This is a genomic window from Streptomyces sp. NPDC001100 (assembly GCF_053598575.1).
Genome location: NZ_JBSFKO010000021.1, coordinates 53,923 through 80,326 on the forward strand (window position 1 = coordinate 53,923; position 26,404 = coordinate 80,326).

Genomic DNA, 26,404 nt, shown 5'->3' on the forward strand with positions numbered 1-26,404 from the left:
ACTGTGGCGCCGGATCGACGCAAGGAGCCCACGAGGCTCGCCGGGCCAGGCCGGGGCTCGCCGGGGGAGAATCCCACTCAGCCGGGGCGCGGGGCTGCCGCTCGTGCTCGAAGCCAGGGACCGGCGCCCGCTTCTCGCGGACCTCGATTGCGCGGTGCGCGGTACGAGACCGCTCCTCCGCGTCTTCTTTTGCCAGTCCCTGGCTTCACCTGCATTCCATCACCGGCGGAAGCCGGCCGACAGGGCCGAACAGCCCCGTCTCAGGGCCGAAGGGCTCGTAGACCACGAGGTGAAACGCTCGGTGGGCGCACTACTCGCACGGCGGCGAACCCGACATCACCGGCGGCCGGGCAGGCGTCGGACAGCGTGGGCAACCGTGCGGCGGCAGCCAGGCGCGCCGCCTGCAACCGCCCGAAAAGCTCCAACGCGCAGGGCGCGGGCATGAGTTGCACGGGCATATGGCACACGGTTGCCCGGCGGGTCCGCGATCCCGTCAGGGATCCACGCGTCCCGGACCGGGGGAGGCGGACGGACCATCGGCGTCCTCACCACCGGATCGGCGTCCGGCGCGGGCGCCGCCTCCGTCGGCGGCCGAGGCCGTGGCGGGCGGTGGCTCAGGATCCGAACGGCAAGGGTGTCACACACCGCGGTGAGGATGCCCATCACGCCGATTGCCGCGACCAGCAGAACTGCGAACCCCTCCCAGAACCCACCTGTGAGAGTCGAACTCATGGTCACTGCCCTCTGGTTCGCCGCGATGTTGCCGGCGCCAGTCAACGTCGCCGGACGCGGCAGCACATGGGCCGAGTGGCCCGGGTAGCGGTCGGCAAAGGGCCTTGATCCGCAAGATTCCGGGTCCTTCACAAGCCGGGCCCTCGGTTCCGGATCCGGTGCTCCACCGCCCACACTGCGAGGCCGATGAGGGCGAAGAGCAGCCAGGTGACGACGAATTCGAGCGGGTCGCTCTCGTGTTCGCCGGAAGCGGCGATGCCGGAGACGACGGTGACCACAAGGGCTCCAGCGATCATCTTCCCGGCGAGCGGGAACCCGTCCGCGGCGCGGCGCCGGGCCGGCTCGCGCGTCCCACGGCGCAGCCAAACGGCGGCGTACAGCGCGAGCACCCCGCCGACCGGCATGCTCAGGCCGACGCCAAGCCAGAGACCCGGATTCGTCGTCGGCGCCTCGACTGTCTGCTGGACGCGCCCGTCGAAGGTGATGTCGGTGCGGCGGCCGTGCCAGACGACCACCTCGACGCGGTCGCCCTTCCGCAGCCGCGACAGCACGGGGCCGGAGTCGTCGAGGCTGATCCTGCCGGATACCGACGGGGGGCCCTCGACCTCCAGCCAGTAGTGGCCGCCATGACCGTTGGAGTAGTTCTCCAGCTTGCTGACCACGGCGGGGATGCCCCGGGTTTTTGGGGCGGCCTCGTAGGCTCGCGCGGTGGACAGGCTGTGGCGGCAGGGCACCGCGAGCACGGCAGCTCCGCCGAGGACGAGGAGCAGTGCCAAGGCCGCCAGCCCCCACGCCCGTTGCCCGGCTTCCCAGGTCCTGCCCATCATCGCTCCCCTGGGAGGTTCCACTCGCAGCAGCCACGGAGGGTTGCGCCCGCTCACGGCCGTGGCACGTGCAGGGCGGCCCCGCCCATCAGGGCGGTGGAATGGCCCACGGCCGCCGCCGCGTGCAGCCGGACACGGGCGGCGGCCGTACGTGCGAAGACGGCGCCGAGATCCCCCATCCCCCCTCGCCGTCTTACAACGACCCGTCCTCACCACCCCATCCGGGGCATGCGCCTCACCACCCCATCCGGGGCATGCGGGAGTACACCCCGGTTTCGAAAGGGGCTGGGGAGAACGAAGGGCTGAAGCCGCGAAGTCGGCGATGCGGCTCCAGCCCGCTCACAGTGGTCCGGTGGTCACTGCGGCCCGCGACAGGGAGGCCGAAAAGGACGGGGCCCGCAGCCCTCCATTACGTGATCACTGACAAACGGCTGCTTTAACGGCACCCGCCTGCACAAACGCGAAGACCCCGTCTTCAGCTAAAGCGCTGATGGCGGGGTCTTTGGGCACCTTATAAGGGGTGCCCCCGGCAGGATTCGAACCTGCGCACACGGCTCCGGAGGCCGTTGCTCTATCCCCTGAGCTACGGGGGCGTGTCCGTCGCGGTGTTCGCGGCGACGGGTAGAACCCTACCAGCTCCATACCGGTGTTCATGAACAGGTTTCCCGGTGGTCAGAGAGGTCGGGGGAGAGGTGGTCCGGGACGTGTCCCGGGTCCCTCGCAGGGGGTGGAAGTGGGGAAAACCCGGACGCGGTGGCCGGTCCGGACCTACTCTCGAGTTGTGCCAGGCGCGTCGGGTCGGGTGCTTGTTGTGGACGACAACAAGGTCATCCGGCAGTTGATCAGGGTCAATCTCGAGCTGGAGGGTCTCGAGGTCGTGACCGCGGCCGATGGTGCCGAGTGTCTGGACGTCATTCATCAGGTACGGCCCGATGTGGTCACCCTCGATGTCGTCATGCCCCGGCTGGACGGACTGCGGACCGCCGCCCGGCTGCGCAGCGACCCCCGTACCAGTGATCTGCCCCTGGCCATCGTCAGCGCCTGCACTCAGCACGAGGTCGAGAGCGGACTTGACGTCGGCGTCGACGCGTTTCTCGCCAAGCCCTTCGAACCTTCCGAACTCATCGCGCTCGTACGGCAGTTGATCGAGCGCGGGCGGCGTGACACGACGGGCGGGCTGTCCGTCTCCGGCCCCTTCGGCGCGGGCGAGGCCGAACGGGCCGGGCGGGGCGGCCGTACCGGCGGCTGACGTACCCGGGTCCCAGACGCCCGGCATGGACACCTCGACCCCACCTCAACCCCACCTCGCCTCACCTCGACCCCACCTCCTCCCTGGCGTCCACATCCCGGACCCCCGGCCAAATCAACTGGCCTACCCACCCCCCTCCTCCCCTACGCTTGTCCCGTGACCCCCGTCGAGCTCTCCCGTACCGTGCTGCGCGCGGTGCGCCGTGCTGTCGAGGGCGGGGAGCTGAGTGTGGTCGTGCCGGAGAAGGTCTCGGTGACCGTGCCGGGAGCCGGCGGGTGCGGTGACTACGCCACCAACATCGCCCTTCAGCTCGCCCGGCCCGCCGGAGAGAGCCCCCGCCGCGTCGCCGAACTGCTGCTGCCGCATCTCGCCGGCGCGCAGGGCGTCAGCGGTGTCGAGATCACCGGGCCCGGTTTTCTCAACATCAGTCTGGGGAGTACGGCGTCCACCGCGCTCGTCGCGGAGATCCTGCGGCGCGGACCGCGGTACGGCTTCGTCGACGCCCCCACCAACGGCGAACCCACCCCCAGCGCCCCGAACGCCCCTACCGCTCACCTCGTACGACTCCACGCCCCCCGCGAGCCCCGCGCCCTCGTCGTCATGGACGTCGTCGCCCGGCTCCTGCGCTCACAGGGCGCCGACGTCCGTACCAGCTGTGAGACCACCAGCTGTGAGACCACCAGCTGTGAGACCGGGCCTACCGAGCCCGCCTGGGCGACCGTTCTCGGCGTCGACAGCGCCGACAGTGCTAATAGTGCCGACAGCGCCGACACCCAGGAACCCACCCCGCTCGACCTCGCCCCCGAAGTCGCCCCCGACCCAGACCCCGAAGTCGACCTCGCCCCCGAAGTCGTACGCCCCGTCCCGGTCCCCGCCCCCGACCTCGCCCCCCTCCTCACCCTCGGCCGTGACGCCGCTCGCTGGGCCCTCCTTCTTCCCGCCGCCCACGACCGGCCCCGTCCCACCGCCGACCACCTCGTGCAGCGCGAGGCGAATCCCCTCTTCCGGGTCCGTTACGCCTACGCCCGCACCCGGGCCGTCAGCCGCAACGCCGCCGACCTCGGTTTCACCGCCCGACCCGGCGACGTACGAGCGGAGGTCACCCCCCTCCTCGCCGACCACCCGCGAGTCCTGGCCCGCGCAGCGACCCACCGCGCCCCCGACCTGCTCGCCCGTCACCTGGTCGCCGTAGCGGACGCGACCCTCGTTCTCCTCCCCGCGGTGCTTCCGCTCGGGGACGAGAAACCCTTGGCCGCCCACCGTGCCCGGCTCGCGCTCGCCGAAGCCGCCGGGGCGGTGCTGGCCGGTGGCCTCTCCCTGCTCGGCATCGACGCACCCGAACACCTCTGAGCGCGAAGACCGACGAAGACACCACTCACTCGATCCCCGCGCCAGGAAGAGACAGAAGAGAACACGACATGAGCCGTTCCGCACATCCCGCCGGACCCCGTCACGCCGATGTCCTGCCCGAGGGGCACTACTCCGGTCCCGCCGCCGATCTCAATGAACTCGACCCCAAGGTGTGGGCACAGACCGTCACCCGCGACGAGGACGCGAACGGTGTCGTCACCGTCGGCGGCATCGACGTGAAGACCCTCGCGGAGCGGCACGGCACCCCGGCGTACGTTCTCGACGAGGACGACTTCCGGCAGCGTGCCCGTGCCTGGCGTACCGCGTTCGGGCACGACGCCGACGTCTTCTACGCCGGCAAGGCGTTCCTGTCCCGTGCCGTCGTGCGGTGGTTGCACGAGGAGGGGCTCAATCTCGATGTGTGTTCCGGGGGCGAGCTCGCCACCGCCCTCTCCGCCGGGATGCCCGCCGACCGCATCGCCTTCCACGGCAACAACAAGTCCACGGACGAGATCCACAGGGCCATCGACGCCGGCGTCGGGCGCATCGTTCTCGACTCCTTCCAGGAGATCGTCCGCGTCGCGCACATCGCGCAGTCCCTCGGCAAGCGGCAGCGGGTGCAGATCCGGATCACGGTCGGCGTCGAGGCGCACACGCACGAATTCATCGCCACCGCCCACGAGGACCAGAAGTTCGGGATTCCGCTCGCCGGGGGGCAGGCCGCCGAAGCCGTTCGGCGTGCGCTCCAGCTCGACGGGCTCGAACTCATCGGGATTCACAGCCACATCGGGTCGCAGATCTTCGACATGTCGGGGTTCGAGGTAGCCGCCCATCGCGTTGTGGGGCTGCTGAAGGACATTCGCGACGAGCACGGCGTCGAGCTGCCCGAGATCGACCTCGGGGGCGGGCTCGGGATCGCGTACACCAGCGACGACGATCCCCGCGAACCCCACGACATCGCCAAGGCGCTCACCGAGATCGTCACCCGTGAGTGCGATTCGGCCAAGCTGCGGACTCCTCGGATTTCCGTCGAGCCGGGGCGCGCGATTGTCGGGCCGACCGCGTTCACCCTCTACGAGGTGGGCACCATCAAGCCGCTCGACGGGCTGCGGACCTATGTGTCGGTCGACGGCGGCATGTCCGACAACATCCGGACGGCGCTCTACGACGCCGAGTACAGCGTCGCTCTCGTGTCCCGCCGTTCCGACGCCGAGCCGATGCTCGCCCGGGTCGTCGGCAAGCACTGCGAGAGCGGGGACATCGTGGTCAAGGACGCGTTCCTGCCGGCGGACCTGGCTCCCGGTGACCTGATCGCCGTACCGGCGACGGGCGCGTACTGCCGTTCCATGGCCAGCAATTACAACCATGTGCTCCGGCCGCCGGTCGTCGCCGTGAAGGACGGCGAGTCGCGGGTCATCGTCCGGCGGGAGACCGAGGAGGACCTGCTCCGGCTCGACGTCGGCTGAGGCGAAAGCGACAGAAAGCGGGGTGGAAGATCTCCCGTCTTCCACCCCCGTGAAAATGAAATCGATGTCTCACGATCCGGACTATGGATAGAAAGTCCCGTCCGGTGAGTGAGACTGGTCCAACCGAAGACGGTATGAGGAAACGAGGTCGGATGATGCGTACGCGTCCGCTGAAGGTGGCGCTGCTGGGCTGTGGAGTGGTCGGCTCAGAGGTGGCGCGCATCATGACGACGCACGCCGACGACCTCGCCGCCCGCATCGGCGCGCCCATCGAGCTCGCGGGCGTCGCCGTACGCCGGCCCTCCAAGGTCCGCGAAGGCATCGACCCCGCCCTCGTCACCACCGACGCGACCGCCCTCGTGAAACGTGGGGACATCGACGTCGTCGTCGAGGTCATCGGGGGCATCGAGCCCGCCCGGTCCCTCATCACCACCGCCTTCGAGCACGGCGCCTCCGTCGTCTCCGCCAACAAGGCGCTGCTCGCCCAGGACGGCGCCGCCCTGCACGCGGCCGCCGAGCGGCAGGGCAAGGACCTGTACTACGAGGCCGCCGTCGCCGGCGCGATTCCGCTGATCCGGCCGCTGCGCGAGTCCCTCGCCGGGGACAAGGTCAACCGCGTGCTCGGGATCGTCAACGGGACGACCAACTTCATCCTCGACAAGATGGACAGCACGGGCGCCGGGTACCAGGAGGCCCTCGACGAGGCCACCGCCCTGGGGTATGCGGAAGCCGATCCCACCGCCGACGTCGAAGGGTTCGACGCCGCCGCCAAGGCCGCCATCCTCGCCGGAATCGCCTTCCACACGCGCGTGCGTCTCGACGACGTCTACCGCGAGGGCATGACCGAGGTCACCGCCTCCGACTTCGCCTCCGCGAAGAACATGGGCTGCACCATCAAACTGCTCGCCATCTGCGAGCGCGCCGAGGACGGCGGGTCCGTCACCGCGCGCGTGCATCCCGCCATGATCCCGCTCAGCCACCCGCTCGCCTCCGTCCGCGGCGCCTACAACGCCGTGTTCGTCGAGTCCGACGCCTCCGGGCAGCTGATGTTCTACGGCCCCGGTGCGGGCGGCGCCCCCACCGCCTCCGCCGTGCTCGGTGACCTCGTCGCCGTGTGCCGCAACCGGCTCAACTCGACCACCGGGCCAGGGGAGTCGGCGTACGCCGGACTGCCCGTGTCCGGCATGGGTGAGGTCGTCACGCGGTACCACATCAGCCTCGACGTCGCCGACAAACCGGGTGTTCTCGCACAGGTCGCCACCGTGTTCGCCGAGCACGGTGTCTCGATCGATACGGTTCGGCAGCAGGGGAAGGACGGCGAGGCCTCTCTCGTCGTCGTCACGCACCGCGCGTCCGACGCCGCCCTGGGCGGGACCGTCGAGGCGTTGCGCAAGCTCGACACCGTGCGGGGTGTCGCCAGCATCATGCGGGTTGAAGGAGAGTAACCAGCAATGACCCACCAGTGGCGCGGAATCATCGAGGAGTACCGGGACCGGCTCCCGGTGTCCGACAGCACGCCGGTCGTCTCCCTCCGCGAGGGCGGTACGCCCCTCGTGCCCGCGCAGGTGCTCTCCGAGCGCACCGGCTGCGAGGTCCACCTCAAGGTGGAGGGCGCCAACCCCACCGGGTCCTTCAAGGACCGCGGTATGACCATGGCCATCACGCGGGCCAAGGAGGAGGGCGCGCAGGCCGTCATCTGCGCCTCCACCGGCAACACGTCGGCCTCCGCCGCCGCCTACGCCGTACGCGCCGGGATGGTCTGTGCCGTCCTCGTGCCGCGCGGCAAGATCGCGCTCGGCAAGATGGGCCAGGCCCTCGTGCACGGCGCGAAGATCCTCCAGGTCGACGGGAACTTCGACGACTGCCTCACCCTCGCCCGCGAGCTGAGCGACAACTACCCTGTGGCGCTGGTGAATTCGGTCAACCCGGTGCGCATCGAGGGCCAGAAGACGGCCGCCTTCGAGATCGTCGACATGCTCGGCGACGCGCCCGACATCCACGTCCTGCCGGTGGGCAACGCGGGCAACATCACCGCGTACTGGAAGGGCTACAAGGAGTACGCCGGCGACGGCATCGCCGCCAAGTCGCCCCGCATGTGGGGCTTCCAGGCGTCCGGCTCGGCGCCCATCGTGCGCGGCGAGATCGTCAAGGACCCCTCGACCATCGCCACCGCGATCCGCATCGGCAACCCGGCCTCCTGGCAGTACGCGCTCGCCGCGCGGGACGAGTCCGGCGGGTTCATCGACGAGGTGACGGACCGTGAAATCCTGCGCGCCTACCGGCTGTTGGCCGCCCAGGAGGGTGTTTTCGTCGAGCCCGCCTCCGCTGCTTCTGTCGCCGGTCTCCTCAAGGCGGCCGAGCAGGGCAAGGTCGACCCGGGCCAGACCATCGTCTGCACGGTGACCGGAAACGGCCTCAAGGACCCCGACTGGGCCGTCGCGGGCGCCCCGCAGCCCGTCACGATCCCGGTCGACGCGCCGACGGCCGCCGAGCGACTCGGACTCGCGTAGAACGACGTTCGCCGCGTCCCGTAGGGGAGCCGTGGGGGAGATCCCCGCGGGGGGTGCACAGGGGGCTTACGACACGCATCGTGCGCCTCCTGTGCGCCCTATGTCGCCACAGAACCTTCCTTCGATAGGCTGTACTGAACCCGCCCGCCGCATATGCCTGCGCGCATGGCTCGGCAACGCGCCGTCTCCACGGCCCGAGGGTCTCCACGTACCTATCGGATGTCATCGAACTTCATCGCACTTCATCGAATGTCTTCGACAATCACGCAGCTCAAGGAGAGTCATCGAGCGATGGCCGGTCCAGCCTTCCGCGCCGCCGCCGTCCGGGTGCGCGTCCCCGCCACCAGCGCCAACCTCGGCCCGGGCTTCGACGCCTTCGGCCTCTCGCTGGGGCTCTACGACGACGTCGTCGTCCGTGTCGCCGACTCCGGGCTGCTCATCGACATCGCGGGCGAGGGCAGCGAGACCCTCCCGCGCGACGAGAACCACCTCCTCGTACGGGCCCTGCGCACCGCCTTCGACCTGCTCGGCGGACAGCCGCGCGGCCTGGAGATCGTGTGCGCCAACCGTATTCCGCACGGCCGCGGCCTGGGCTCCTCCTCCGCCGCCATCTGCGCGGGCATCGTCGCCGCGCGCGCCGTGACCATAGGCGGGGACTCCAAGCTCGACGACACGGCCCTGCTGGAGCTCGCCACCGAGATCGAGGGCCACCCCGACAACGTGGCGGCCTGCCTGCTGGGCGGCTTCACGCTCTCCTGGATGGACGCGGGCGCGGCGCGGGCGATCAGGATGGATCCCGCCGGTTCCATCGTTCCGGTGGTTTTCGTGCCCGGGAAGCCGGTCCTCACCGAGACCGCGCGCGGCCTGCTTCCGCGCAACGTCCCGCACGTCGACGCTGCCGCCAACGCGGGCCGCGCCGCACTGCTCGTCGAGGCCCTCACCCGCCGCCCCGAACTGCTGCTGCCCGCCACCGAGGACCGCCTGCACCAGGAGTACCGGGCACCGGCCATGCCCGAGAGCGCGGCGCTCGTGGAGCGGCTGCGCGCGGACGGGGTGCCGGCCGTCATCTCCGGTGCCGGGCCCACCGTGTTGGCACTGGTCGACGCCGACAACGCGGACAAGGTCGCCCATCTCGCCGGCGAGGGCTGGGCCGCCAACCGGCTCGACCTCGACGAACAGGGGGCGTGCGTCCTTCCGCTCGCGGCCCCGAGCAGCGCCCCGAGCAGCAATTGACTACGTACCGTCGCCGGATTTCGAGAGGGGGAATGTTTGTTGGATCCGGTAGTGTTAATCTCAAGTCTGCACCCGACCCCACCATGGCGAGGTGCTTGTTGTCCCCGTCAGGGACAGACATTCTTCCGGGAGCCTCCCAAACCACACTCTGTTCCGTCCGGGCACTGAGTGGTTCGCCGGGCACGCTCCGGAAGCCGGGAAAGCTCCGGAATTGGTGCGACCAAGCAACGTGACACAGCCACTCGGTGTCACTGCTTTGGGAAGCGCCGTCACCAGAAATCTCTTCCGCCGCTTAGGCGGACCACCGCCCCGGCACGGTTCACACAGCAAGAACCGAAGCCGGACAGCACAACCGGTCGCCGAGCCAGACAGGCCGACGTCCGCTCCAGGGAAGGACCCTTCGTGAGCGACACCACCGATCTGATGGGCGCACGTGTCGAGGAGACCGCTGCCGCGCCCGCCACGGACGCCTCCGCGCCTGCCACCGGTGCCGGCTCCCGGCGGCGCCGCGGTACCGGCCTCGACGGCATGGTGCTGGCCGAGCTGCAGCAGGTCGCATCCGGCCTCGGCATCAGGGGCACCGCGCGGATGCGCAAGAGCCAGCTGATCGAGGTCATCAAGGAGGCGCAGGCTGGGGGTGCCCCCTCTGGGGGAGCAGGTGCTCCGGCCAAGGCCGAGACCGCCACCGAGACCAAGCCCAAGCGCCGCGCCACCTCCAAGGCCCGTACCGGCGACGAGGCCGTGGCCCCGGCCGAGCAGAAGGCCGAGAAGGTCGCCGCCGAGAAGGCCGTGGCCCAGCAGCAGATCGAGATCCCTGGCCAGCCGGCCAGCGAGGATGCGCCTGTGGAGCGCCGCCGTCGCCGTGCGACCTCCGAGGCCGGCAGCCCCGAGACGATCACCGCCGAGGTCAAGAGCGAGCCGAGGGCCGAGACGCCCGCCGCCGCGCAGGGCGAGGCCCGGGGCGACGCCGGTGACGACGGCCGTCAGGGCCGCCGGGACCGCCGTGACCGCGACCGCGGTGGCCGCCAGGACCGGGACCGCGGCGACCGCCGCAAGGGCGACGAGCAGCAGGGCGGCGGCCAGCAGCAGGACCGTCAGCAGGGCGGCGGCCGTCAGGACCGTCAGCAGCAGGGCCAGCAGCAGAGCGGTGGCCGCCAGGACCGTCAGGACCGGCAGCCGCGCGACAACGGCCCGCAGGACGACGACGACTTCGACGGCGGACGCCGTGGCCGGCGCGGCCGTTACCGCGACCGCCGTGGCCGTCGCGGCCGTGACGAGTTCGCCGGTGGCGCCGGCGAGCCGCAGGTCGCCGACGACGATGTCCTGATCCCCGTCGCGGGCATCCTCGACATCCTCGACAACTACGCCTTCATCCGTACGTCGGGCTACCTTCCGGGCCCCAACGACGTCTACGTCTCCCTCGCCCAGGTCCGCAAGAACGGCCTGCGCAAGGGCGACCACGTCACCGGCGCGGTCCGCCAGCCGAAGGAGGGCGAGCGCCGCGAGAAGTTCAACGCGCTCGTGCGCCTCGACTCGGTCAACGGCATGGCGCCCGAACACGGCCGCGGGCGGCCGGAGTTCAACAAGCTGACGCCGCTCTACCCGCAGGACCGGCTCCGCCTGGAGACCGACCCGGGTGTGCTCACGACCCGCATCATCGACCTCGTCGCGCCGATCGGTAAGGGCCAGCGCGGTCTGATCGTGGCCCCGCCGAAGACCGGCAAGACCATGATCATGCAGGCGATCGCCAACGCGATCACGCACAACAACCCCGAGTGCCACCTGATGGTCGTCCTGGTCGACGAGCGTCCGGAAGAGGTCACCGACATGCAGCGGTCGGTGAAGGGCGAGGTCATCTCCTCGACCTTCGACCGCCCGGCCGAGGACCACACCACGGTCGCCGAGCTCGCCATCGAGCGCGCCAAGCGCCTTGTGGAGCTGGGCCACGACGTCGTCGTCCTGCTCGACTCGATCACGCGTCTGGGCCGTGCCTACAACCTCGCCGCCCCCGCCTCCGGCCGCATCCTCTCCGGTGGTGTCGACTCCACGGCGCTGTACCCGCCCAAGCGCTTCTTCGGTGCCGCGCGCAACATCGAGGACGGCGGTTCGCTGACCATCCTCGCCACCGCGCTCGTCGACACCGGCTCGCGCATGGACGAGGTCATCTTCGAGGAGTTCAAGGGCACGGGCAACGCCGAGCTCAAGCTCGACCGGAAGCTCGCCGACAAGCGCATCTTCCCGGCGGTGGACGTCGACGCGTCCGGCACCCGCAAGGAAGAGATCCTGCTCGGCAGCGACGAGCTGGCGATCACCTGGAAGCTGCGCCGGGTGCTGCACGCGCTCGACCAGCAGCAGGCGATCGAGCTGCTCCTCGACAAGATGAAGCAGACGAAGTCGAACGCGGAGTTCCTGCTCCAGATCCAGAAGACGACGCCTACTCCCGGGAACGGCGACTGAGGGTTGGCCTGAGAGCTGTCGTACCAGAGAGAAGGGCCGCACCCCAAGGGGTGCGGCCCTTCTCTCTGTGTGTTTTCCGAGCGACACAGTCCCCTTCTGTAGTGATCTAGGTCACGTGAATTTGAGGGTGTTTACCTCCGCTTTGCCGGGGTGAAAGGGCCGGTGGGGGGTGCTGCGAACGCTGTGACCATGGTGGTTGTGCCGGTCACCGAGCCGTCCAGGCACAGCGACCCGCCCAAGACCCGCAGGTCGACGTAGAAATGCGTGGTCGCCCCGGACGTCCGCAGGTTGTGGATGCGCTCATTGATGTAGCCGAGATCGTTGAGGATTGTCCTGATCTCGTCGGCCGTCGGCGCCGTTGGGCGGCTGAGTGCCTTGGTGATGCGCTTGGAATGGAGGCGGCCTTCGCACTTCTCGACCGCGCTCAGTGTCACTTCTTGTGGTGTCCCGGAGGCGCGCGGCGTCGGTTCGGTGCTGCCGGGTGCGGACCCGCCGACCGGCAGCGGCTCCACGGGCGCGGTCGGCGGCTTCTCGCCTGCGGCGGTCGGTTCCTCTTCGGACGGAGCGTCCGGTGTGCACGGCTGCCCGACCGTGTTGAGCATGTCCATGAAGGCAACGCGCTGATCCGGGCTGGGTGAACCGCTCTTCGAACCGGCGTCGACGGCGTCGGCGGACGTCTTCCGGGTGTCGCCGGCAGATGTCCCCCCGGTGCCGCAGGCGGTGAGCGTCAATGTGGCAAGGGTGACTGTCGCGAGGGCGAGCCTTGGACCGCGCGGAGAGTGGGCTAATCCGCTGGACCGGGCAGGGTTTCGTGGCATGCGGACAGTCTCCGAACAGGGCGACCGGTGCACATGAGTACGCGTACTCAATGGTTATCGGCCAGTGTACTCAAGGGTGTTGACGGTCCTTCACCGACGCAAATAAGCGGACTATTTGATTCCCCATAAAGACTCTTGTGAATGTATTGGTCAGCTCTTTATGGTCTGCAGCGATCAAGTGAGTTGATCTACACGAGGGGGATTCGTGCACAAGTCAGTTGTGCCGCTCATAACCGCACTCGCTCTGTCGTTACTGCTTCCGCTGCAGCCCGCAGTGGCGGACACCGTCGACCCGCCACTCGCCACGGGCGAGATCCAGCAGATAGGTCCCGGCCTGTACTTCACCGAGGCCCAGTCCTTCCAGATCGCCGAAAGCGACGTGGCTGTCGGCGGGATGGGCCGCAGACACAGCGTAGTCGCCCAGACGGGCAGTGTCGCCCAGCCGGAATCCGCACCCGCGTCCCGCGCCGACATGGGCGCATTCGGACCCGGTTGGGAAGCGGAATTCCTCGGCGGCACACTCAATCGCAAGCTGGAACAACAGGACGGCGACATCGTGGTCACCGACCTGGGGGTCGGCGAATCATTCCACTACGACCTGACGAGCAGCATCGCCTATCCGAGCGGTGGCGGTGTCAACAAATACCAGACCACCGACGGCTCCAAGATCACCGAAACCACTAAATGGGACACCACGGCCGGCGCCATGGTCACCACCATTGTCGAAATCCTCGGCGCGGACCTGTCCGTGACGGGGACCGGGGACGACACCTTCACCGACGCGGCCGGCAACTCGGTGCCGGCGGCGGACCTCAAACCGACCTTCGCGTGGAGTCAGGCGGCGCCCGGCAGCGACAAGTGGCGGGTCACCAGCGTGGGCAGCACGTCCAACGGCACCTCCACCGTCGCCTACGACGCCCAGGGCCGGGTGTCCACGATCGACGAGCCGGCCGCCGGGGAGACGCCGCAGCAGTCGCTGAAGGTCACCTACGCGTCGAACACGACCGCCTCCGGTACATCGCTCGGTGACTACACGGGGCGCACCCGGGAGATCACCCTCACCACCGGCTCCACCACGCAGACGGTCGCCCGATACGCCTACGACGCCTCGGGCCTGTTGCGGACCATGACCAACCCCGTCGAGAGCGCCGACCCGGTGGCGTCGTACTCCTACGACACGATCGGCCGCGTCTCCGAGATCAGCTCCCCGGCCAACGGCGCCTGGGACCTCACCTTCCCCACCGAGTCGGCCGCTCCGAACGTCGAGGAGTCCGGCCTGGCGCGCCCGGCCTCGCAGTCCGTGTTCCAGGGCGCGGCCGGCATCAACGACCCCAGCGTCGTCGGCCCGCCGGCCACCGACATCATCCCCGGTGAGATCTCCGACCCCCAGGCGTACCCGCGCCAGTGCAACACCGCCACATCCTGGCTGTGGTACACGAAGAGCGGCTGCGCCGCGTGGGCCGCGCACTACGGCTGGCACGCCCCGTACTGGAAGAAGCTGCCCAGCGGCTACTACGTGGTCGGCATCAACCATGACCACTGCACGAGCTCTCCGGACAAGCCCTCCGGCTACGACTTCCGGTCCGCCTGCGACATGCACGACTACGGGTACGGCCTCATCGGCAACACCTACAAGGGCTACAAGTACTACCTCGACCGCAACAAGAAGTCGAACGTGGACAACGCCTTCCACACCACGCTCCGCGACTACACCTGCTCGGCCTACCGGTTCAAGAGCCTGTGCCGCAGCATCGCGTACACCTACCTGAAGTTCGTCCAGCGGTACGGGAACCCGAAGAACGGAGCCAACGCCACGTGACCCGCGGCATCGCTCTCTGACGGATCACGCCCGCGAGCGGCCGGGCCGGACGGCGAGACCTTCGCCGTCCGGCCCCTTCACGCTCGGCTCCTTCCCCGCACCTACGCCACAGGGCTCAGTCCTGCCCGCTTCCCACGGGAGCTTCAGTGAGAAAACCCCTCTGGACCACGGTCGTCACGGTGGTGCTGGCCATGACGCTCGGCGCCGGGCCCGCCATGGCCGCGGTGCCGCACAGTGCAACCGCCACGGCCGCGACGACCGGCGACCCGGTCGATCCGCCGCTGTACGACACGACGTCGGGCGGCGGCGTCGTCCGTGTCAACGTCGTCACCCAGAACCGCACCGACCTGTCCGCCGCGGCGTCGGCCGGTGAGACCGTGCAGTCGTTCGCGACCATGCCGGTCGTCACTCTTAAGGTCGACCGGAGCGGGCTGGACCAACTGTCCGCCCAGCCGGGCGTGGTGAGCGTCACCGAGGATGTCGCGGTCCCGCCGTCGCTGGACGAGAGCATTCCCATCATCGGCGCCGACCAGGCCTCCGCTGAGGGCATGACCGGTGCGGGCAGCGTGGTGGCCGTCCTGGACACCGGGATCGCGACGCACCACCCGTTCCTCAAGGACCGGGTCATCTCCGAGGCGTGCTTCTCGCCGATCGACCCCGACCTCACCGCCACCAGCCTGTGCCCCGACGGGACCGACCACCAGGAGGGGACGGGTACGGCCGACTCCGGGACAGGCCCCTGCACGGCCATCGCCGACTGCGACCACGGAACCCACGTGGCGGGCATCGTCGCCGGCAACGGCGAGGGCATCACCGGAGCCCCGAAGCGCGGTGTCGCCCCCGGTGCGAACATCATCGCCCTCCAGGTGTTCAGCAAGTTCACCTCGGAGGACATCTGCGGTCCCGGCGCCGCACCGTGCGTACTCAGTTTCACCAGCGCCCAGCTGTCCGCCCTGGAGAAGGTGCTGCAACTGCGGCAGTCCGGGACACCTGTGGTGGCCGCGAACCTGAGCCTGGGTGCCGGCCGGTACGCCACCGCCTGCAACGAAGACGCGCGCAAGCCGGCCATCGACAACCTGCTCGCCGCCGGAGTCGCCACCGTGGTCGCGGCCGGCAACAACGGATACACCGACGCTGTGAGCGCCCCCGGCTGTGTCGCCTCCGCGATCACGGTCGGCGCCACCACCGACGACGACCAACTGTCCGCCTTCACCAACCGCGGCCCACTACTGGACCTCCTCGCTCCCGGAACCAGCATCGTCTCCTCGGTCCCCGGCGGCGGATACGCCTCGAAGAACGGCACCTCCATGGCCGCGCCGCACGTGGCCGGCGCTCTTGCGATCCTGCGGCAGGCGTTCCCCAACGACAGCATCGGGAGTCTGGAGTCACGGCTGAAGAGTGGGGGGAGGACCATCAGCTACACGGGAGCCGACACGCCCCGCATCGACGTCGCCCAGGCGCTCGGCGCGACCGTCCAGCCGCTGTCTGCCGGCAACGACTTCAACTGCGACAAGAGAGAGGACATCGCCGTCGCCGACCCCGAGGCGGCCGTCGGCGGTGACGCCAAGGCCGGCCTCCTGCGTGTCGTCTACGGCGGTGGCAGGGGCACGGCCGAGCTGAACCAGGACCTTGCTTCGGTACCCGGTGACGCCGAACCGAACGACTACTTCGGCGACTCCCTCGCCACCGTCGACTACGACCAGGACGGCTGCACCGACCTGGTCGTCGGCACGCCCCGTGAGGATGTCGGCAGTGCGACGGACGCCGGCACCGTGGACGTTCTCTACGGGGCCTCGGGCGGCCTCGGTACGAGCAGGGCGGCACTCCACCTCGAACAGGGCACCGGCGCGGAGGGCATCCTCGCCGCGGCCTCGGAGTCCGGAGACCGTATGGGTGCCGCCGTCGCCGCCGGCCGCACGCTCGACCAGGAGCCGTACCTGGTCATCGGCGTTCCTGGTGAGGACATCGACGGGAAGGCGGACACAGGGGCTGTCTTCTACCTGCGCGGCACCGTCAACCGGACGCTAATCCAAGGGAGTTCGGGGGTGGCAGGCACTCTGGAGGCGGGCGACAAGTTCGGTTCCTCCGTGACCGCGAGCCCCGAGTACGTCGCCGTCGGCATACCGGGCGAGGGCGTCGTGGCCTTCCCGGGCCCGAACGCATCCGAAGTGGCAGCGGGCCAGGTCGATGTGATGTCCCATGAACTGAACAGCAGCGGTGTCCCGGCACATGTGGGATCCGTCGACGAGGTCAGCCCGGCCGTGAGCGGTGACGCCGAGGCAGGGGACCAGTTCGGTGCGTCGGTCTCGGCCACCCAGGCCCTCTTCGTGCAGGGTTTCCCGTGGCCCAGGCGAGCCACGTATATCGCCATCGGTGTACCGGGGGAGGACATCACCTATGGGGGAGCGGTCAAGGCGGACGCCGGACGTGCCGTCGTGGTCAGGGTCGAGAAGACCGCCTCTCCGGTGATCTCGGAGATCAACAGCGGCTACGACCAGGGACCCGACGACATCTCCGGAGCACCCGAGGCCGGTGACCGCATGGGCGCCCAGGTGTCCGTCGTCAACCGGGACCCGGGGACGACCGCGACCGACGCCAGTCTGGTGATGGCTGTCGGCCTGCCGGGCGAGGATATCGGCACGGTCGCCGACGCGGGCGCCGTGGAGGTCTTCGGCCTGCGCAGCGCACCGGGTGTCACCGACCGGTGGATCGAGGCCGGCAACGCCTCCGGCATGCCGGGATCCCCGGCCGCGTCGCAGAGCGCCGGCACCAGCCTGTACGGCACACAGGCCAACCTCTATATCGGTATGCCCTACGGCCCGGGCGCCTACGGCTCCCTGTACGCGATGCCGTGGGCGAACGTGACGGGAGGCACCGCACAGGCGGTCACCACCTACGCACCGGGCACGGGCGGCCTCCCGGCAGCCGGGCTGCGGTTCGGCCTGGCCGCCCGATGAGCGACGGCGGGAGTACCGCGAAGGCCGACGGCGAGATCTTCGGCACACCGAAGTCACTTGGTACCGGTTTCCAGCAGTACGACATCTTCGGCTGAAATCGCAGGTGAGCGGGGCATGACCCGCTGACCCGACTACGCAGAGTGCCCATCGCCGTACGCGATGGGCACTCTGCGTTGTGCAACCCTTTGTCGAGTTTCGCCGTCTGACCAGGCGGAGCGAAGATGGAGCGGTACTGACCGCGCCTGACCCTGAAAGCAGGGGGTAACCGACCGGACGAGAGACCGAGGAGCCCATGTCCGCCGAGAGCACGCCGGAGCCCGGCATACCGGGCAAGGACGGCAACAGCGGCCCGCGTCACCGCGCCAAGGGCCGCAAGCAGAAGAACCGCAGTCCGCGCCACAAGGCCCTGATGATCACGGCCTGGGTCGCGGGAGGCGTCCTGGTGCTGGGCGGTACCGGCGCCGGATACGTGTACTTCAAGCTCAACGGCAACATCAAGAGCGTCGACATCAACCAGGCCCTCGGCACCGACCGGCCGGTCAAGGTCGACAACGGCTCCGAGAACATCCTCGTCCTGGGCTCCGACTCCCGCTCCGGCACCAACAAGAAGCTGGGCGGCGGCACCGACGACGGCAGCGCCCGCTCCGACACCGCGATGATCATCCACGTCTACAAGGGCCACAAGAGGGCCGGCGTGGTGTCCATCCCGCGCGACACCCTCGTGGACCGCCCCGAGTGCACCGACACCAAGGGCGTCACCCACGACGCGGCCTCCGGCGTGATGTTCAACGAGGCGTACTCGACCGGCGGCGCCGCCTGCACCGTGAAGACCGTCGAGTCCATCTCCGGTCTGCGCATGGACCACTACCTCGAAGTCGACTTCGCGGGCTTCGAGAAGCTCATCAACGAGCTCGGCGGGGTCCAGATCACCACCACCAAGGACATCAAGGACTCGCAGAGCCACCTGAACCTCAAGGCCGGAGCGCACACGCTCAACGGCTCGCAGGCCCTCGGACTGGTCCGCACCCGGCACGGCGTCGGTGACGGCTCCGACCTCGGCCGCATCCAGCTCCAGCAGGCGTTCATCAAGGCGCTGGTCAACCAGGTCAAGCACGTCGGCCTCCTGACCAGCCCGACCAAGCTCTTCGACCTCGCCAACACCGCGACGAAGGCCGTCACCACCGACTCCGACCTCGGCTCGGTGAACTCCCTCACGTCCTTCGCCGACGGCCTCAAGGGCATCAGCTCCGCCAACATGAACATGGTCACGATGCCGGTGGAGTACGACCCGGCCAACCCGAACCGCGTGATCATCGAGAAGGCGAAGGCCCAGCTGGTCTGGACGGCCCTGAAGAACGACCAGCCGATACCGGCGGCAGCGACGAAGGGCACGGCGACAGGCGAAGCAAAGGGTGTCGTTACAACCGGTTGAGGCCCAACGCCTCAGGGGCGCGGGGCTGCGTCGATTTGCGGCTCCGCCGCGGGGCGCGCCCAGCCCCCACGCACCCGCGGGGAATAGATCACCCGGGCCCCCCGTTTTGGGGGATGGCTCCAGTCCTGGCAGACTGGACAGTCGGCCCCGGTTCACGCCCCCGCACCCGCGGACGGCGACCCGGCGCCCTCCCGAACCTAGGAGACACCTTGAAGCGCGAGATCCACCCCGAGTACGTCGAGACCCAGGTCAGCTGCACCTGTGGCGCGTCGTTCACCACCCGCAGCACGATCACGAGCGGCAACATCCGCGCCGAGGTCTGCTCCGAGTGCCACCCGTTCTACACGGGCAAGCAGAAGATCCTCGACACCGGTGGCCGCGTGGCCCGCTTCGAGGCCCGCTTCGGCAAGGCTGGCGCCGGCTCCAAGAAGTAGCGAGCCTCAATTTCGCCGGTCCACGGCCACGCCCTCTCCACAGGCGTGCCGGGACCGGCGTTTTTGGTCGCCCGCCTTCCCTTTCTTCACCGCATTTCAGGAGCCCAAGATGTTCGAGGCTGTCGAGGACCTCATCGGCGAGCACGCCGACCTTGAGAAGAAGCTCGCCGACCCGTCGGTCCACGCCGACCAGGCCAACGCGCGCAAGCTGAACAAGCGCTACGCCGAGCTCACCCCGATCGTCGCCACGTACCGCTCCTGGAAGCAGACCGGCGACGACATCGAGACCGCGCGCGAACTCGGCGCCGACGACCCGGAGTTCGCGGCCGAGGTCAAGGAGCTGGAGAAGCAGCGCGACGAGATCACGGAGAAGCTGCGGCTGTTGCTGGTGCCGCGTGACCCCAACGACGACAAGGACGTGATCCTTGAGGTCAAGGCGGGCGCGGGCGGCGACGAGTCCGCCCTGTTCGCCGGTGACCTGCTGCGCATGTACCTGCGGTACGCGGAGCGCGTCGGCTGGAAGACCGAGATCATCGACGCCACCGAGTCCGAACTGGGCGGCTACAAGGACGTCCAGGTCGCCGTGAAGACCAAGGGCGGCAACGGCGCCACCGAGCCCGGCCAGGGCGTGTGGGCCCGCCTGAAGTACGAGGGCGGGGTGCACCGCGTGCAGCGGGTGCCCGCGACCGAGTCCGCGGGCCGTATCCACACCTCCGCCGCCGGTGTCCTCGTCACCCCGGAGGCCGAGGAGGTCGACGTCGAGATCAACCCGAACGACCTCCGCATCGACGTGTACCGCTCGTCCGGACCCGGCGGCCAGTCCGTCAACACGACCGACTCCGCGGTGCGCATCACGCACATTCCCACCGGAGTAGTCGCGTCCTGCCAGAACGAGAAGAGCCAGCTGCAGAACAAGGAGCAGGCGATGCGTATCCTGCGCTCCAGGCTGCTCGCCGCGGCACAGGAGGAGGCGGAGAAGAACGCCGCCGACGCCCGCCGCAGCCAGGTCCGCACGGTCGACCGCTCCGAGAAGATCCGTACCTACAACTTCCCGGAGAACCGCATCTCCGACCACCGCGTCGGTTTCAAGGCGTACAACCTGGACCAGGTCCTGGACGGCGACCTCGACGCGATGATCCAGGCTTGCGTCGACGCGGACTCGGCCGCCAAGCTCGCGGCTGCGTAACACGAGGGCGTAACACGGCGGTACGCACGGCACGTTCGGCACGGACGAGTACGACACGGAGGACTTGCGTGAACCTGCTGCTAGCAGAGGTGGCCCAGGCCACCCAGCGGCTGGCCGACGCCGGCGTGCCCTCGCCGCGCAACGACGCGGAGGAGCTCGCCGCGTTCGTGCACGGTGTGAAGCGGGGCGAGCTGCACTCCGTGAAGGACGTGGACTTCGACGCCCGCTACTGGGAGACCATCGCCCGGCGCGAGCAGCGCGAGCCGCTCCAGCACATCACCGGCCGCGCCTTCTTCCGCTACCTGGAACTCCAGGTCGGACCAGGGGTGTTCGTGCCGCGCCCCGAGACCGAGTCGGTGGTCGGCTGGGCCATAGACGCGGTCCGCGCGATGGACGTCGTGGAGCCGCTGATCGTGGACCTCTGCACCGGTTCCGGCGCCATCGCGCTCGCCCTCGCCCAGGAGGTCCCGCGCTCCCGGGTGCACGCCGTGGAGCTGTCCGAGGACGCCCTCCAGTGGACCCGCAAGAACATGGAGGGGTCCAGGGTCGACCTGCGGCAGGGCAACGCCCTGGACGCCTTCCCCGACCTCGACGGCCATGTCGACCTGGTCATCTCCAACCCGCCGTACATCCCGCTCACGGAGTGGGAGTACGTGGCGCCCGAGGCCCGCGACTACGACCCCGAACTCGCCCTGTTCTCGGGCGAGGACGGCCTCGACCTGATCCGCGGCATCGAGCGCACCGCACACCGGCTCCTGCGCCCCGGCGGTGTCGTCGTCATCGAGCACGCCGACACCCAGGGCGGCCAGGTGCCGTGGATCTTCACCGAGGAGCGTGGCTGGGCCGACGCGGCCGACCACCCCGATCTCAACAACCGCCCGCGCTTCGCGACCGCCCGCAAGGCCACGCCATGACAGCAGCGTTCGCTACGGCAGCAGCGAGTGAGCCGAAGGGGCGCGTCGGTGTCGGGAGCGCGAGCGCGCGGAGGCCCGAAGGGCTGAGCACGGTCGCGGGCCCGACACCGACAGAAGGCGCCCCGGAGGCGAACCGAGCTACGAAAAAAGGAGACCGCTAGACATGGCACGGCGATACGACACCAATGACGCGACCGACCGCACGACGGGTCTGCGCGAGGCCGCGTCCGCCGTCCGCCGGGGCGAACTCGTGGTCCTGCCGACCGACACGGTCTACGGCATCGGGGCCGACGCGTTCACCGCGGAGGCCGTCGCCGATCTCCTGGACGCCAAGGGCCGGGGCCGCAACATGCCCACGCCCGTCCTCATCGGCTCCCCGAACACCCTGCACGGCCTCGTCACGGACTTCTCCGAGCTGGCCTGGGAACTCGTCGACGCGTTCTGGCCGGGCGCCCTCACGCTGGTCGCCAAGCACCAGCCGTCCCTGCAGTGGGACCTGGGGGACACCCGGGGCACGGTCGCCATCCGCATGCCGCTGCACCCCGTCGCCATCGAGCTGCTGACGGAGGTCGGCCCGATGGCCGTCTCCTCCGCCAACCTCACCGGCCACCCCGCGCCGGAGAACTGCGACGCTGCCCAGCAGATGCTCGGCGACTCGGTCTCCGTGTACCTCGACGGCGGTCCGACGCCCGGCAACGTGCCGTCCTCGATCGTCGACGTCACGCGCGAGGTGCCGCTGCTGCTGCGGGCCGGCGCGATCTCGGCCGAGGAGCTGCGGAAGGTCGTCCCCGACCTCGAGGTGGCGAATTGACAGCCCCTGACGCGGGGCGTGGCATAGGCAACGGGGAAGTAACGGGGACCTTCGGGCTTCCCATGGACAGCTTCCGCATCCTCCACGTCAGCACCGGCAACGTGTGCCGCTCGCCGATCACCGAGCGGCTGACCCGTCATGCCCTGGCGGACCGGCTCGGCGACCCGCTGTGGGGCGGGCTCATCGTGGAGAGCGCGGGCACCTGGGGGCACGAGGGCGCGCCCATGGAGACCAACGCGGCGACCGTCCTCACCGACTTCGGCGCGGACCCCTCCGGGTTCACCGGCCGTGAGCTGCTCGACGACCACGTGATCCGCGCCGACCTGGTGCTGACCGCCACGAGGGACCACCGCCAGCAGGTCATCTCCATGGGCCACTCGGCGGGGCTGCGCACCTTCACCCTGAAGGAGTTCACCCGTCTGGTGAAGGCGATCGACCCGGCCACCCTGCCACCTCTGGAGGACGGCATGGTGGCCCGCGCCCGCGCCCTGGTCCGCGCGGCGGCGGCCCTCCGCGGCTGGCTCCTGGCCCCCACGGCGGAGGCCGACGAGGTCTTCGACCCCTACGGCGCCCCCCTCCCGTTCTTCCGCTCCATCGGAGACGAGATAAACCAGGCGATCGACCCGGTGGTCACGGCGCTCACGGGGGTACCGGCCAAGACCTGACAACGGTCGCGCGTCCCACCCGTCCCGGGCCTACATTGGACGTACGTCACCGTCGACGGCTCGGAGTCCACCATGTCCACCATGTCGGTCCCCCCTGTCCTTGAGGCCGATGTCCTGCGCCGTCAGGACCCCGAGCTGGCCGAGATCCTGCTCGGGGAGCTGACCCGGCAGTCGACGACGCTCCAGCTGGTCGCCGCCGAGAACTTCACCTCGCCCGCCGTGCTGGCCGCGCTGGGCTCCCCGCTCGCCAACAAATACGCCGAGGGCTACCCCGGCGCCCGCCATCACGGCGGCTGCGAGATCGTCGACGTCGCCGAGCGCGTCGCCGTGGACCGCGCGAAGGCGCTGTTCGGCGCCGAGCACGCCAACGTGCAGTCCCACTCCGGGTCTTCGGCCGTACTGGCCGCGTACGCCGCGCTGCTGCGGCCCGGTGACACCGTCCTCGCGCTGGGGCTCCCGTACGGCGGTCATCTCACCCACGGGTCGCCCGCGAACTTCTCCGGGCGCTGGTTCGACTTCGTGGGGTACGGGGTGGACGCCGAGACCGGGCTCATCGACTACGACCAGGTGCGCGCCCTGGCCCGTACGCACCGCCCCAAGGCGATCGTGTGCGGCTCCATCGCCTACCCCCGGCACATCGACTATGCCCTCTTCCGCGAGGTCGCCGACGAGGTGGGCGCCTATCTCATCGCCGACGCCGCCCACCCGATCGGCCTCGTCGCCGGGGGAGCGGCGCCGAACCCGGTGCCGTACGCCGATGTCGTCTGCGCCACCACGCACAAGGTGCTGCGCGGGCCGCGCGGCGGGATGCTGCTGTGCGGGAACGAGCTGGCCGAGCGCGTCGACCGGGCCGTCTTTCCGTTCACCCAGGGCGGCGCGCAGATGAACACCATCGCGGCGAAGGCCGTCGCGTTCGGCGAGGCCGCGACGCCGGCCTTCACGGCGTACGCCCATCAGGTGGTCGCCAACGCCCGGGTGCTCGCGGCCGGACTGGCCGCGGAGGGGCTGATCGTCACCACGGGCGGCACCGACACCCATCTGATCACCGTCGACCCGATGCCCCTCGGCGCCGACGGGCGCGTCGCCCGCGGTCAACTCGCCGCCGCGGGAATGGTGTTGGACTGCTGCGCGCTCCCGCACGGCGACACCCGGGGCCTGCGGCTCGGCACGGCCGCGGTGACCACGCAGGGCATGGAGGAGGGCGAGATGGCGGGCATCGCCGCGCTCCTCGCGGGGGTACTTCGCGGCCGGGTCGACGCCAAGCGGGCGCGTGACGAAGTGCGGGATCTTGTGGGTGGATTCCCGCCGTATCCGGGCTGAACGGGGGTACCCGGACCCACGTACACAGCCACACGTGCAACCATCGTCGCTACCCGGAAGTCCCCAACCATATGCGTCCCTCGCTAGGGTGTGGGGCTGTGATGGCCAGCGAGACCTGTGGGGAAGCCTGTGCGTGAATACCTGCTGACGCTCTGCGTGACGGCCGCGGTGACGTATCTGCTGACCGGGCCGGTGCGGAAGTTCGCGATCGTGGCCGGGGCGATGCCGGAGATCAGGGCCCGTGACGTGCACCGGGAACCCACTCCGCGGCTCGGCGGTATCGCCATGTTCTTCGGCCTGTGCGCAGGCCTGCTGGTCGCGGACCACCTGACCAACCTCAGCGAGGTCTTCCAGAACTCGAACGAGCCGCGGGCGCTGCTCTCCGGTGCTGCCCTGATCTGGCTGATCGGTGTCCTGGACGACAAGTTCGAGATCGACGCCCTGATCAAGCTGGGCGGCCAGATGATCGCCGCAGGCGTGATGGTCATGCAGGGTCTGACGATCCTGTGGCTGCCCATCCCGGGCGTCGGCAACGTGGCGCTCACCCAGTGGCAGGGCACCCTGCTCACGGTCGCCCTGGTCGTCATCACCATCAACGCGGTCAACTTCGTCGACGGCCTCGACGGCCTCGCGTCCGGCATGGTCTGCATCGCCGCCGCCGCGTTCTTCCTCTACGCCTACCGCATCTGGTACTCGTACGGCATCGAGGCCGCCGCCCCGGCCACGCTCTTCTCGGCGATCCTGATGGGCATGTGCGTCGGCTTCCTGCCGCACAACATGCACCCGGCGCGAATCTTCATGGGTGACTCCGGCTCGATGCTGATCGGCCTGGTGCTCTCCGCGGGGGCGATCTCCATCACGGGACAGGTCGACCCGGACGCGCTGCAGCTGTTCCTGCACTCGGAGAAGGCGGCCGTGCACTCGACGGTGCCCGTCTACATCCCGCTGCTGCTGCCGCTGACGATCATCGCGGTGCCGGCCGCCGACCTGGTGCTGGCGATCGTCCGCCGCACCTGGCGGGGCCAGTCGCCATTTGCCGCGGACCGCGGCCATCTGCACCACCGCCTGCTGGAGATCGGCCACTCGCACAGCCGGGCGGTGCTGATCATGTACTTCTGGTCGGCGCTGATCGCGTTCGGCGCGCTGTCCTACTCGGTCAACTCGGCCTCGATGTGGATCGTGCTCGGCATCGTCTTCCTGAGCGCGATCGGTCTGCTGCTCCTTCTGCTGCCGCGCTTCACCCCGCGTACGCCGCGTTGGGCCGAGCACCTGGTGCCGCCGCGTTATCGCCGTCGCAGGGCGGCAGTTGAGCCCGTGGTCGTGCTGGCGGAGGAGGACCGCGATCCGCGTCCGCCGGTTGTCGCCGGAGTGTCAGGAGTCAACGGAGCGACCGCTGTCGGCCCCCGTTCGCGTCTCCTGGACGGACGTAAAGCCGAGTCCTCGCGCTGACGCCAAGGTAAGAATCTGACTAAAGCGTTGCCATCTCGTGGGCAGACAAAGCCTCCCCATACCAGACAAGTTGGCCGCTATTTTGCACAGACGCGCACTGTCACTCTCATGTGTGACAGCAAGCACACCTTCTAGGTAAAGACCGCATCAAATAGTTTGTGATACGGTTCACGAGAACCCGGGACAGAGCCGAAGGACCGTAGTGCGACGGTCCATTGGCGTGAGGTTCTCTCTCATCCCGGGACTACGCTCGTCCATGACGACACGCCCCCCTTAGCAAGCGGAGTTGCCGCCATGCCGTCCAATGACGCCCGGATTCTCCTTCAGGCCGCTGTGCCCACAGCTGCCGTCGGCGCGATTGCCGCCGTCGTCAGTGGTGTGGTCGCCGGCGGCAAAGGAGCTATTGGGGCAGCCGTTGCGACGCTGATCGTGATCCTCTTCATGGGAATCGGGCTCTACGTTCTGCAGCGCACTGCCAAATCGCTTCCGCACCTGTTCCAGGCGATGGGCCTCATGCTCTTCGCGGCGCAGATTCTGCTGCTGTTCATCTTCCTCGCCGCGTTCAAGCACACCACGCTGTTCAATCCCAAGGCCTTCGCGTTCACACTGCTCGCCGACACCATCATCTGGACCGCCGCGCAGACCCGTGCCCACATGAAGGCCAAAATCCTCTACGTCGAGCCCGAGAAGTCGGGGCACTCGTCGTGAGAGGTAGGGCCGGGATAAGAGCACGTAAGCGACCCTGCTATCGTCCGGTGCCAACTGCGGCATCGCGGGC

Annotated in this window: 21 protein-coding genes and 1 tRNA gene; 18 read left to right on the forward strand and 4 right to left on the reverse strand. The window is 69.3% G+C overall.

Going from position 1 to position 26,404, the window contains the following annotated elements; genetic code table 11:
* Positions 1–860: 860 nt before the first annotated feature.
* The 3 genes from ACWDEW_RS28190 to ACWDEW_RS28200 form a co-directional block, all read right to left on the reverse strand.
* On the reverse strand, positions 861–1,559 hold the full coding sequence (locus ACWDEW_RS28190; RefSeq protein ID WP_450516126.1) for a hypothetical protein: 699 nt from the start codon (positions 1,557–1,559) through the stop codon (positions 861–863).
* 50 nt (positions 1,560–1,609) lie between these two features.
* Positions 1,610–1,735 (reverse strand): hypothetical protein, encoded by a 126-nt coding sequence (locus tag ACWDEW_RS28195; RefSeq protein WP_450516128.1) that lies wholly within the window; start codon positions 1,733–1,735, stop codon positions 1,610–1,612.
* Positions 1,736–2,077: 342 nt separating this feature from the next.
* Positions 2,078–2,149, reverse strand: a tRNA-Arg gene (locus ACWDEW_RS28200).
* A gap of 59 nt (positions 2,150–2,208) precedes the next feature.
* On the opposite strand from ACWDEW_RS28200, the gene ACWDEW_RS28205 reads away from it, so the two are divergent.
* The 7 genes from ACWDEW_RS28205 (at position 2,209) to rho (ending at position 11,821) form a co-directional block, all read left to right on the forward strand.
* Complete coding sequence (locus ACWDEW_RS28205) at positions 2,209–2,805, forward strand: response regulator (protein ID WP_450516130.1); 597 nt, start codon at positions 2,209–2,211, stop codon at positions 2,803–2,805.
* Positions 2,806–2,961: 156 nt separating this feature from the next.
* Complete coding sequence (gene nrtL / locus ACWDEW_RS28210; RefSeq protein WP_450516132.1) at positions 2,962–4,155, forward strand: ArgS-related anticodon-binding protein NrtL; 1,194 nt, start codon at positions 2,962–2,964, stop codon at positions 4,153–4,155.
* Positions 4,156–4,223: 68 nt separating this feature from the next.
* Complete coding sequence (gene lysA / locus ACWDEW_RS28215) at positions 4,224–5,621, forward strand: diaminopimelate decarboxylase (RefSeq protein WP_450516134.1); 1,398 nt, start codon at positions 4,224–4,226, stop codon at positions 5,619–5,621.
* 152 nt (positions 5,622–5,773) lie between these two features.
* Complete coding sequence (locus ACWDEW_RS28220; RefSeq protein ID WP_450516136.1) at positions 5,774–7,066, forward strand: homoserine dehydrogenase; 1,293 nt, start codon at positions 5,774–5,776, stop codon at positions 7,064–7,066.
* A gap of 6 nt (positions 7,067–7,072) precedes the next feature.
* Complete coding sequence (gene thrC, locus ACWDEW_RS28225; RefSeq protein WP_318018839.1) at positions 7,073–8,131, forward strand: threonine synthase; 1,059 nt, start codon at positions 7,073–7,075, stop codon at positions 8,129–8,131.
* Between the two features lie 291 nt (positions 8,132–8,422).
* Complete coding sequence (gene thrB / locus ACWDEW_RS28230; RefSeq protein ID WP_450516137.1) at positions 8,423–9,364, forward strand: homoserine kinase; 942 nt, start codon at positions 8,423–8,425, stop codon at positions 9,362–9,364.
* Positions 9,365–9,766: 402 nt separating this feature from the next.
* Positions 9,767–11,821, forward strand: a complete 2,055-nt coding sequence (gene rho / locus ACWDEW_RS28235) for a transcription termination factor Rho (protein WP_450516139.1) — start codon at positions 9,767–9,769, stop codon at positions 11,819–11,821.
* Between the two features lie 131 nt (positions 11,822–11,952).
* Here rho and ACWDEW_RS28240 read toward each other — a convergent pair whose 3' ends face one another.
* Positions 11,953–12,552: a hypothetical protein gene (locus ACWDEW_RS28240; protein ID WP_450516141.1), complete on the reverse strand. Its 600-nt coding sequence runs from the start codon at positions 12,550–12,552 to the stop codon at positions 11,953–11,955.
* A gap of 292 nt (positions 12,553–12,844) precedes the next feature.
* Here ACWDEW_RS28240 and ACWDEW_RS28245 point away from each other — a divergent pair, with 292 nt between their 5' ends.
* The 11 genes from ACWDEW_RS28245 (at position 12,845) to ACWDEW_RS28295 (ending at position 26,334) form a co-directional block, all read left to right on the forward strand.
* Positions 12,845–14,458, forward strand: a complete 1,614-nt coding sequence (locus ACWDEW_RS28245; RefSeq protein WP_450516143.1) for a phospholipase A2 — start codon at positions 12,845–12,847, stop codon at positions 14,456–14,458.
* 146 nt (positions 14,459–14,604) lie between these two features.
* A complete protein-coding gene (locus ACWDEW_RS28250; protein ID WP_450516144.1) occupies positions 14,605–17,415 on the forward strand; it encodes a S8 family serine peptidase in 2,811 nt (936 codons plus the stop codon).
* Between the two features lie 292 nt (positions 17,416–17,707).
* Positions 17,708–18,847: an LCP family protein gene (locus ACWDEW_RS28255; RefSeq protein ID WP_450516146.1), complete on the forward strand. Its 1,140-nt coding sequence runs from the start codon at positions 17,708–17,710 to the stop codon at positions 18,845–18,847.
* A gap of 209 nt (positions 18,848–19,056) precedes the next feature.
* Positions 19,057–19,281, forward strand: a complete 225-nt coding sequence (gene rpmE / locus ACWDEW_RS28260) for a 50S ribosomal protein L31 (protein ID WP_019073185.1) — start codon at positions 19,057–19,059, stop codon at positions 19,279–19,281.
* Positions 19,282–19,390: 109 nt separating this feature from the next.
* Positions 19,391–20,467: a peptide chain release factor 1 gene (gene prfA, locus ACWDEW_RS28265; RefSeq protein WP_093629136.1), complete on the forward strand. Its 1,077-nt coding sequence runs from the start codon at positions 19,391–19,393 to the stop codon at positions 20,465–20,467.
* A 68-nt stretch (positions 20,468–20,535) separates the two neighbouring features.
* A complete protein-coding gene (gene prmC, locus ACWDEW_RS28270; RefSeq protein WP_450516149.1) occupies positions 20,536–21,381 on the forward strand; it encodes a peptide chain release factor N(5)-glutamine methyltransferase in 846 nt (281 codons plus the stop codon).
* A 163-nt stretch (positions 21,382–21,544) separates the two neighbouring features.
* Positions 21,545–22,192: an L-threonylcarbamoyladenylate synthase gene (locus ACWDEW_RS28275; protein ID WP_450516150.1), complete on the forward strand. Its 648-nt coding sequence runs from the start codon at positions 21,545–21,547 to the stop codon at positions 22,190–22,192.
* Positions 22,189–22,857, forward strand: a complete 669-nt coding sequence (locus tag ACWDEW_RS28280; RefSeq protein ID WP_359602192.1) for an arsenate reductase/protein-tyrosine-phosphatase family protein — start codon at positions 22,189–22,191, stop codon at positions 22,855–22,857. Before ACWDEW_RS28275 ends, ACWDEW_RS28280 begins: the two co-directional genes overlap by 4 nt.
* Positions 22,858–22,938: 81 nt before the next feature.
* Positions 22,939–24,177 (forward strand): serine hydroxymethyltransferase, encoded by a 1,239-nt coding sequence (locus ACWDEW_RS28285; protein WP_450516152.1) that lies wholly within the window; start codon positions 22,939–22,941, stop codon positions 24,175–24,177.
* A gap of 129 nt (positions 24,178–24,306) precedes the next feature.
* Positions 24,307–25,626, forward strand: a complete 1,320-nt coding sequence (locus tag ACWDEW_RS28290; RefSeq protein ID WP_450516154.1) for an MraY family glycosyltransferase — start codon at positions 24,307–24,309, stop codon at positions 25,624–25,626.
* Between the two features lie 294 nt (positions 25,627–25,920).
* Positions 25,921–26,334, forward strand: coding sequence for a hypothetical protein (locus tag ACWDEW_RS28295; RefSeq protein WP_450516156.1), 414 nt, complete (start codon positions 25,921–25,923; stop codon positions 26,332–26,334).
* Positions 26,335–26,404 lie beyond the last annotated feature (70 nt).

What these genes read in the sequence shown, in the direction of transcription:
- ACWDEW_RS28220 (WP_450516136.1), top strand. Translation starts at nt 5,774, where the DNA reads ATGATGCGTACGCGTCCGCTGAAGGTGGCGCTGCTGGGCTGTGGAGTG.
- thrC (WP_318018839.1), top strand. Translation starts at nt 7,073, where the DNA reads ATGACCCACCAGTGGCGCGGAATCATCGAGGAGTACCGGGACCGGCTC.
- ACWDEW_RS28295 (WP_450516156.1), top strand. Translation starts at nt 25,921, where the DNA reads ATGCCGTCCAATGACGCCCGGATTCTCCTTCAGGCCGCTGTGCCCACA.
- lysA (WP_450516134.1), top strand. Translation starts at nt 4,224, where the DNA reads ATGAGCCGTTCCGCACATCCCGCCGGACCCCGTCACGCCGATGTCCTG.
- ACWDEW_RS28255 (WP_450516146.1), top strand. Translation starts at nt 17,708, where the DNA reads ATGTCCGCCGAGAGCACGCCGGAGCCCGGCATACCGGGCAAGGACGGC.
- prfA (WP_093629136.1), top strand. Translation starts at nt 19,391, where the DNA reads ATGTTCGAGGCTGTCGAGGACCTCATCGGCGAGCACGCCGACCTTGAG.
- ACWDEW_RS28190 (WP_450516126.1), bottom strand. Translation starts at nt 1,559, where the DNA reads ATGATGGGCAGGACCTGGGAAGCCGGGCAACGGGCGTGGGGGCTGGCG.
- ACWDEW_RS28285 (WP_450516152.1), top strand. Translation starts at nt 22,939, where the DNA reads ATGTCGGTCCCCCCTGTCCTTGAGGCCGATGTCCTGCGCCGTCAGGAC.
- ACWDEW_RS28275 (WP_450516150.1), top strand. Translation starts at nt 21,545, where the DNA reads ATGGCACGGCGATACGACACCAATGACGCGACCGACCGCACGACGGGT.
- ACWDEW_RS28195 (WP_450516128.1), bottom strand. Translation starts at nt 1,735, where the DNA reads ATGGGGGATCTCGGCGCCGTCTTCGCACGTACGGCCGCCGCCCGTGTC.
- ACWDEW_RS28205 (WP_450516130.1), top strand. Translation starts at nt 2,209, where the DNA reads ATGAACAGGTTTCCCGGTGGTCAGAGAGGTCGGGGGAGAGGTGGTCCG.
- thrB (WP_450516137.1), top strand. Translation starts at nt 8,423, where the DNA reads ATGGCCGGTCCAGCCTTCCGCGCCGCCGCCGTCCGGGTGCGCGTCCCC.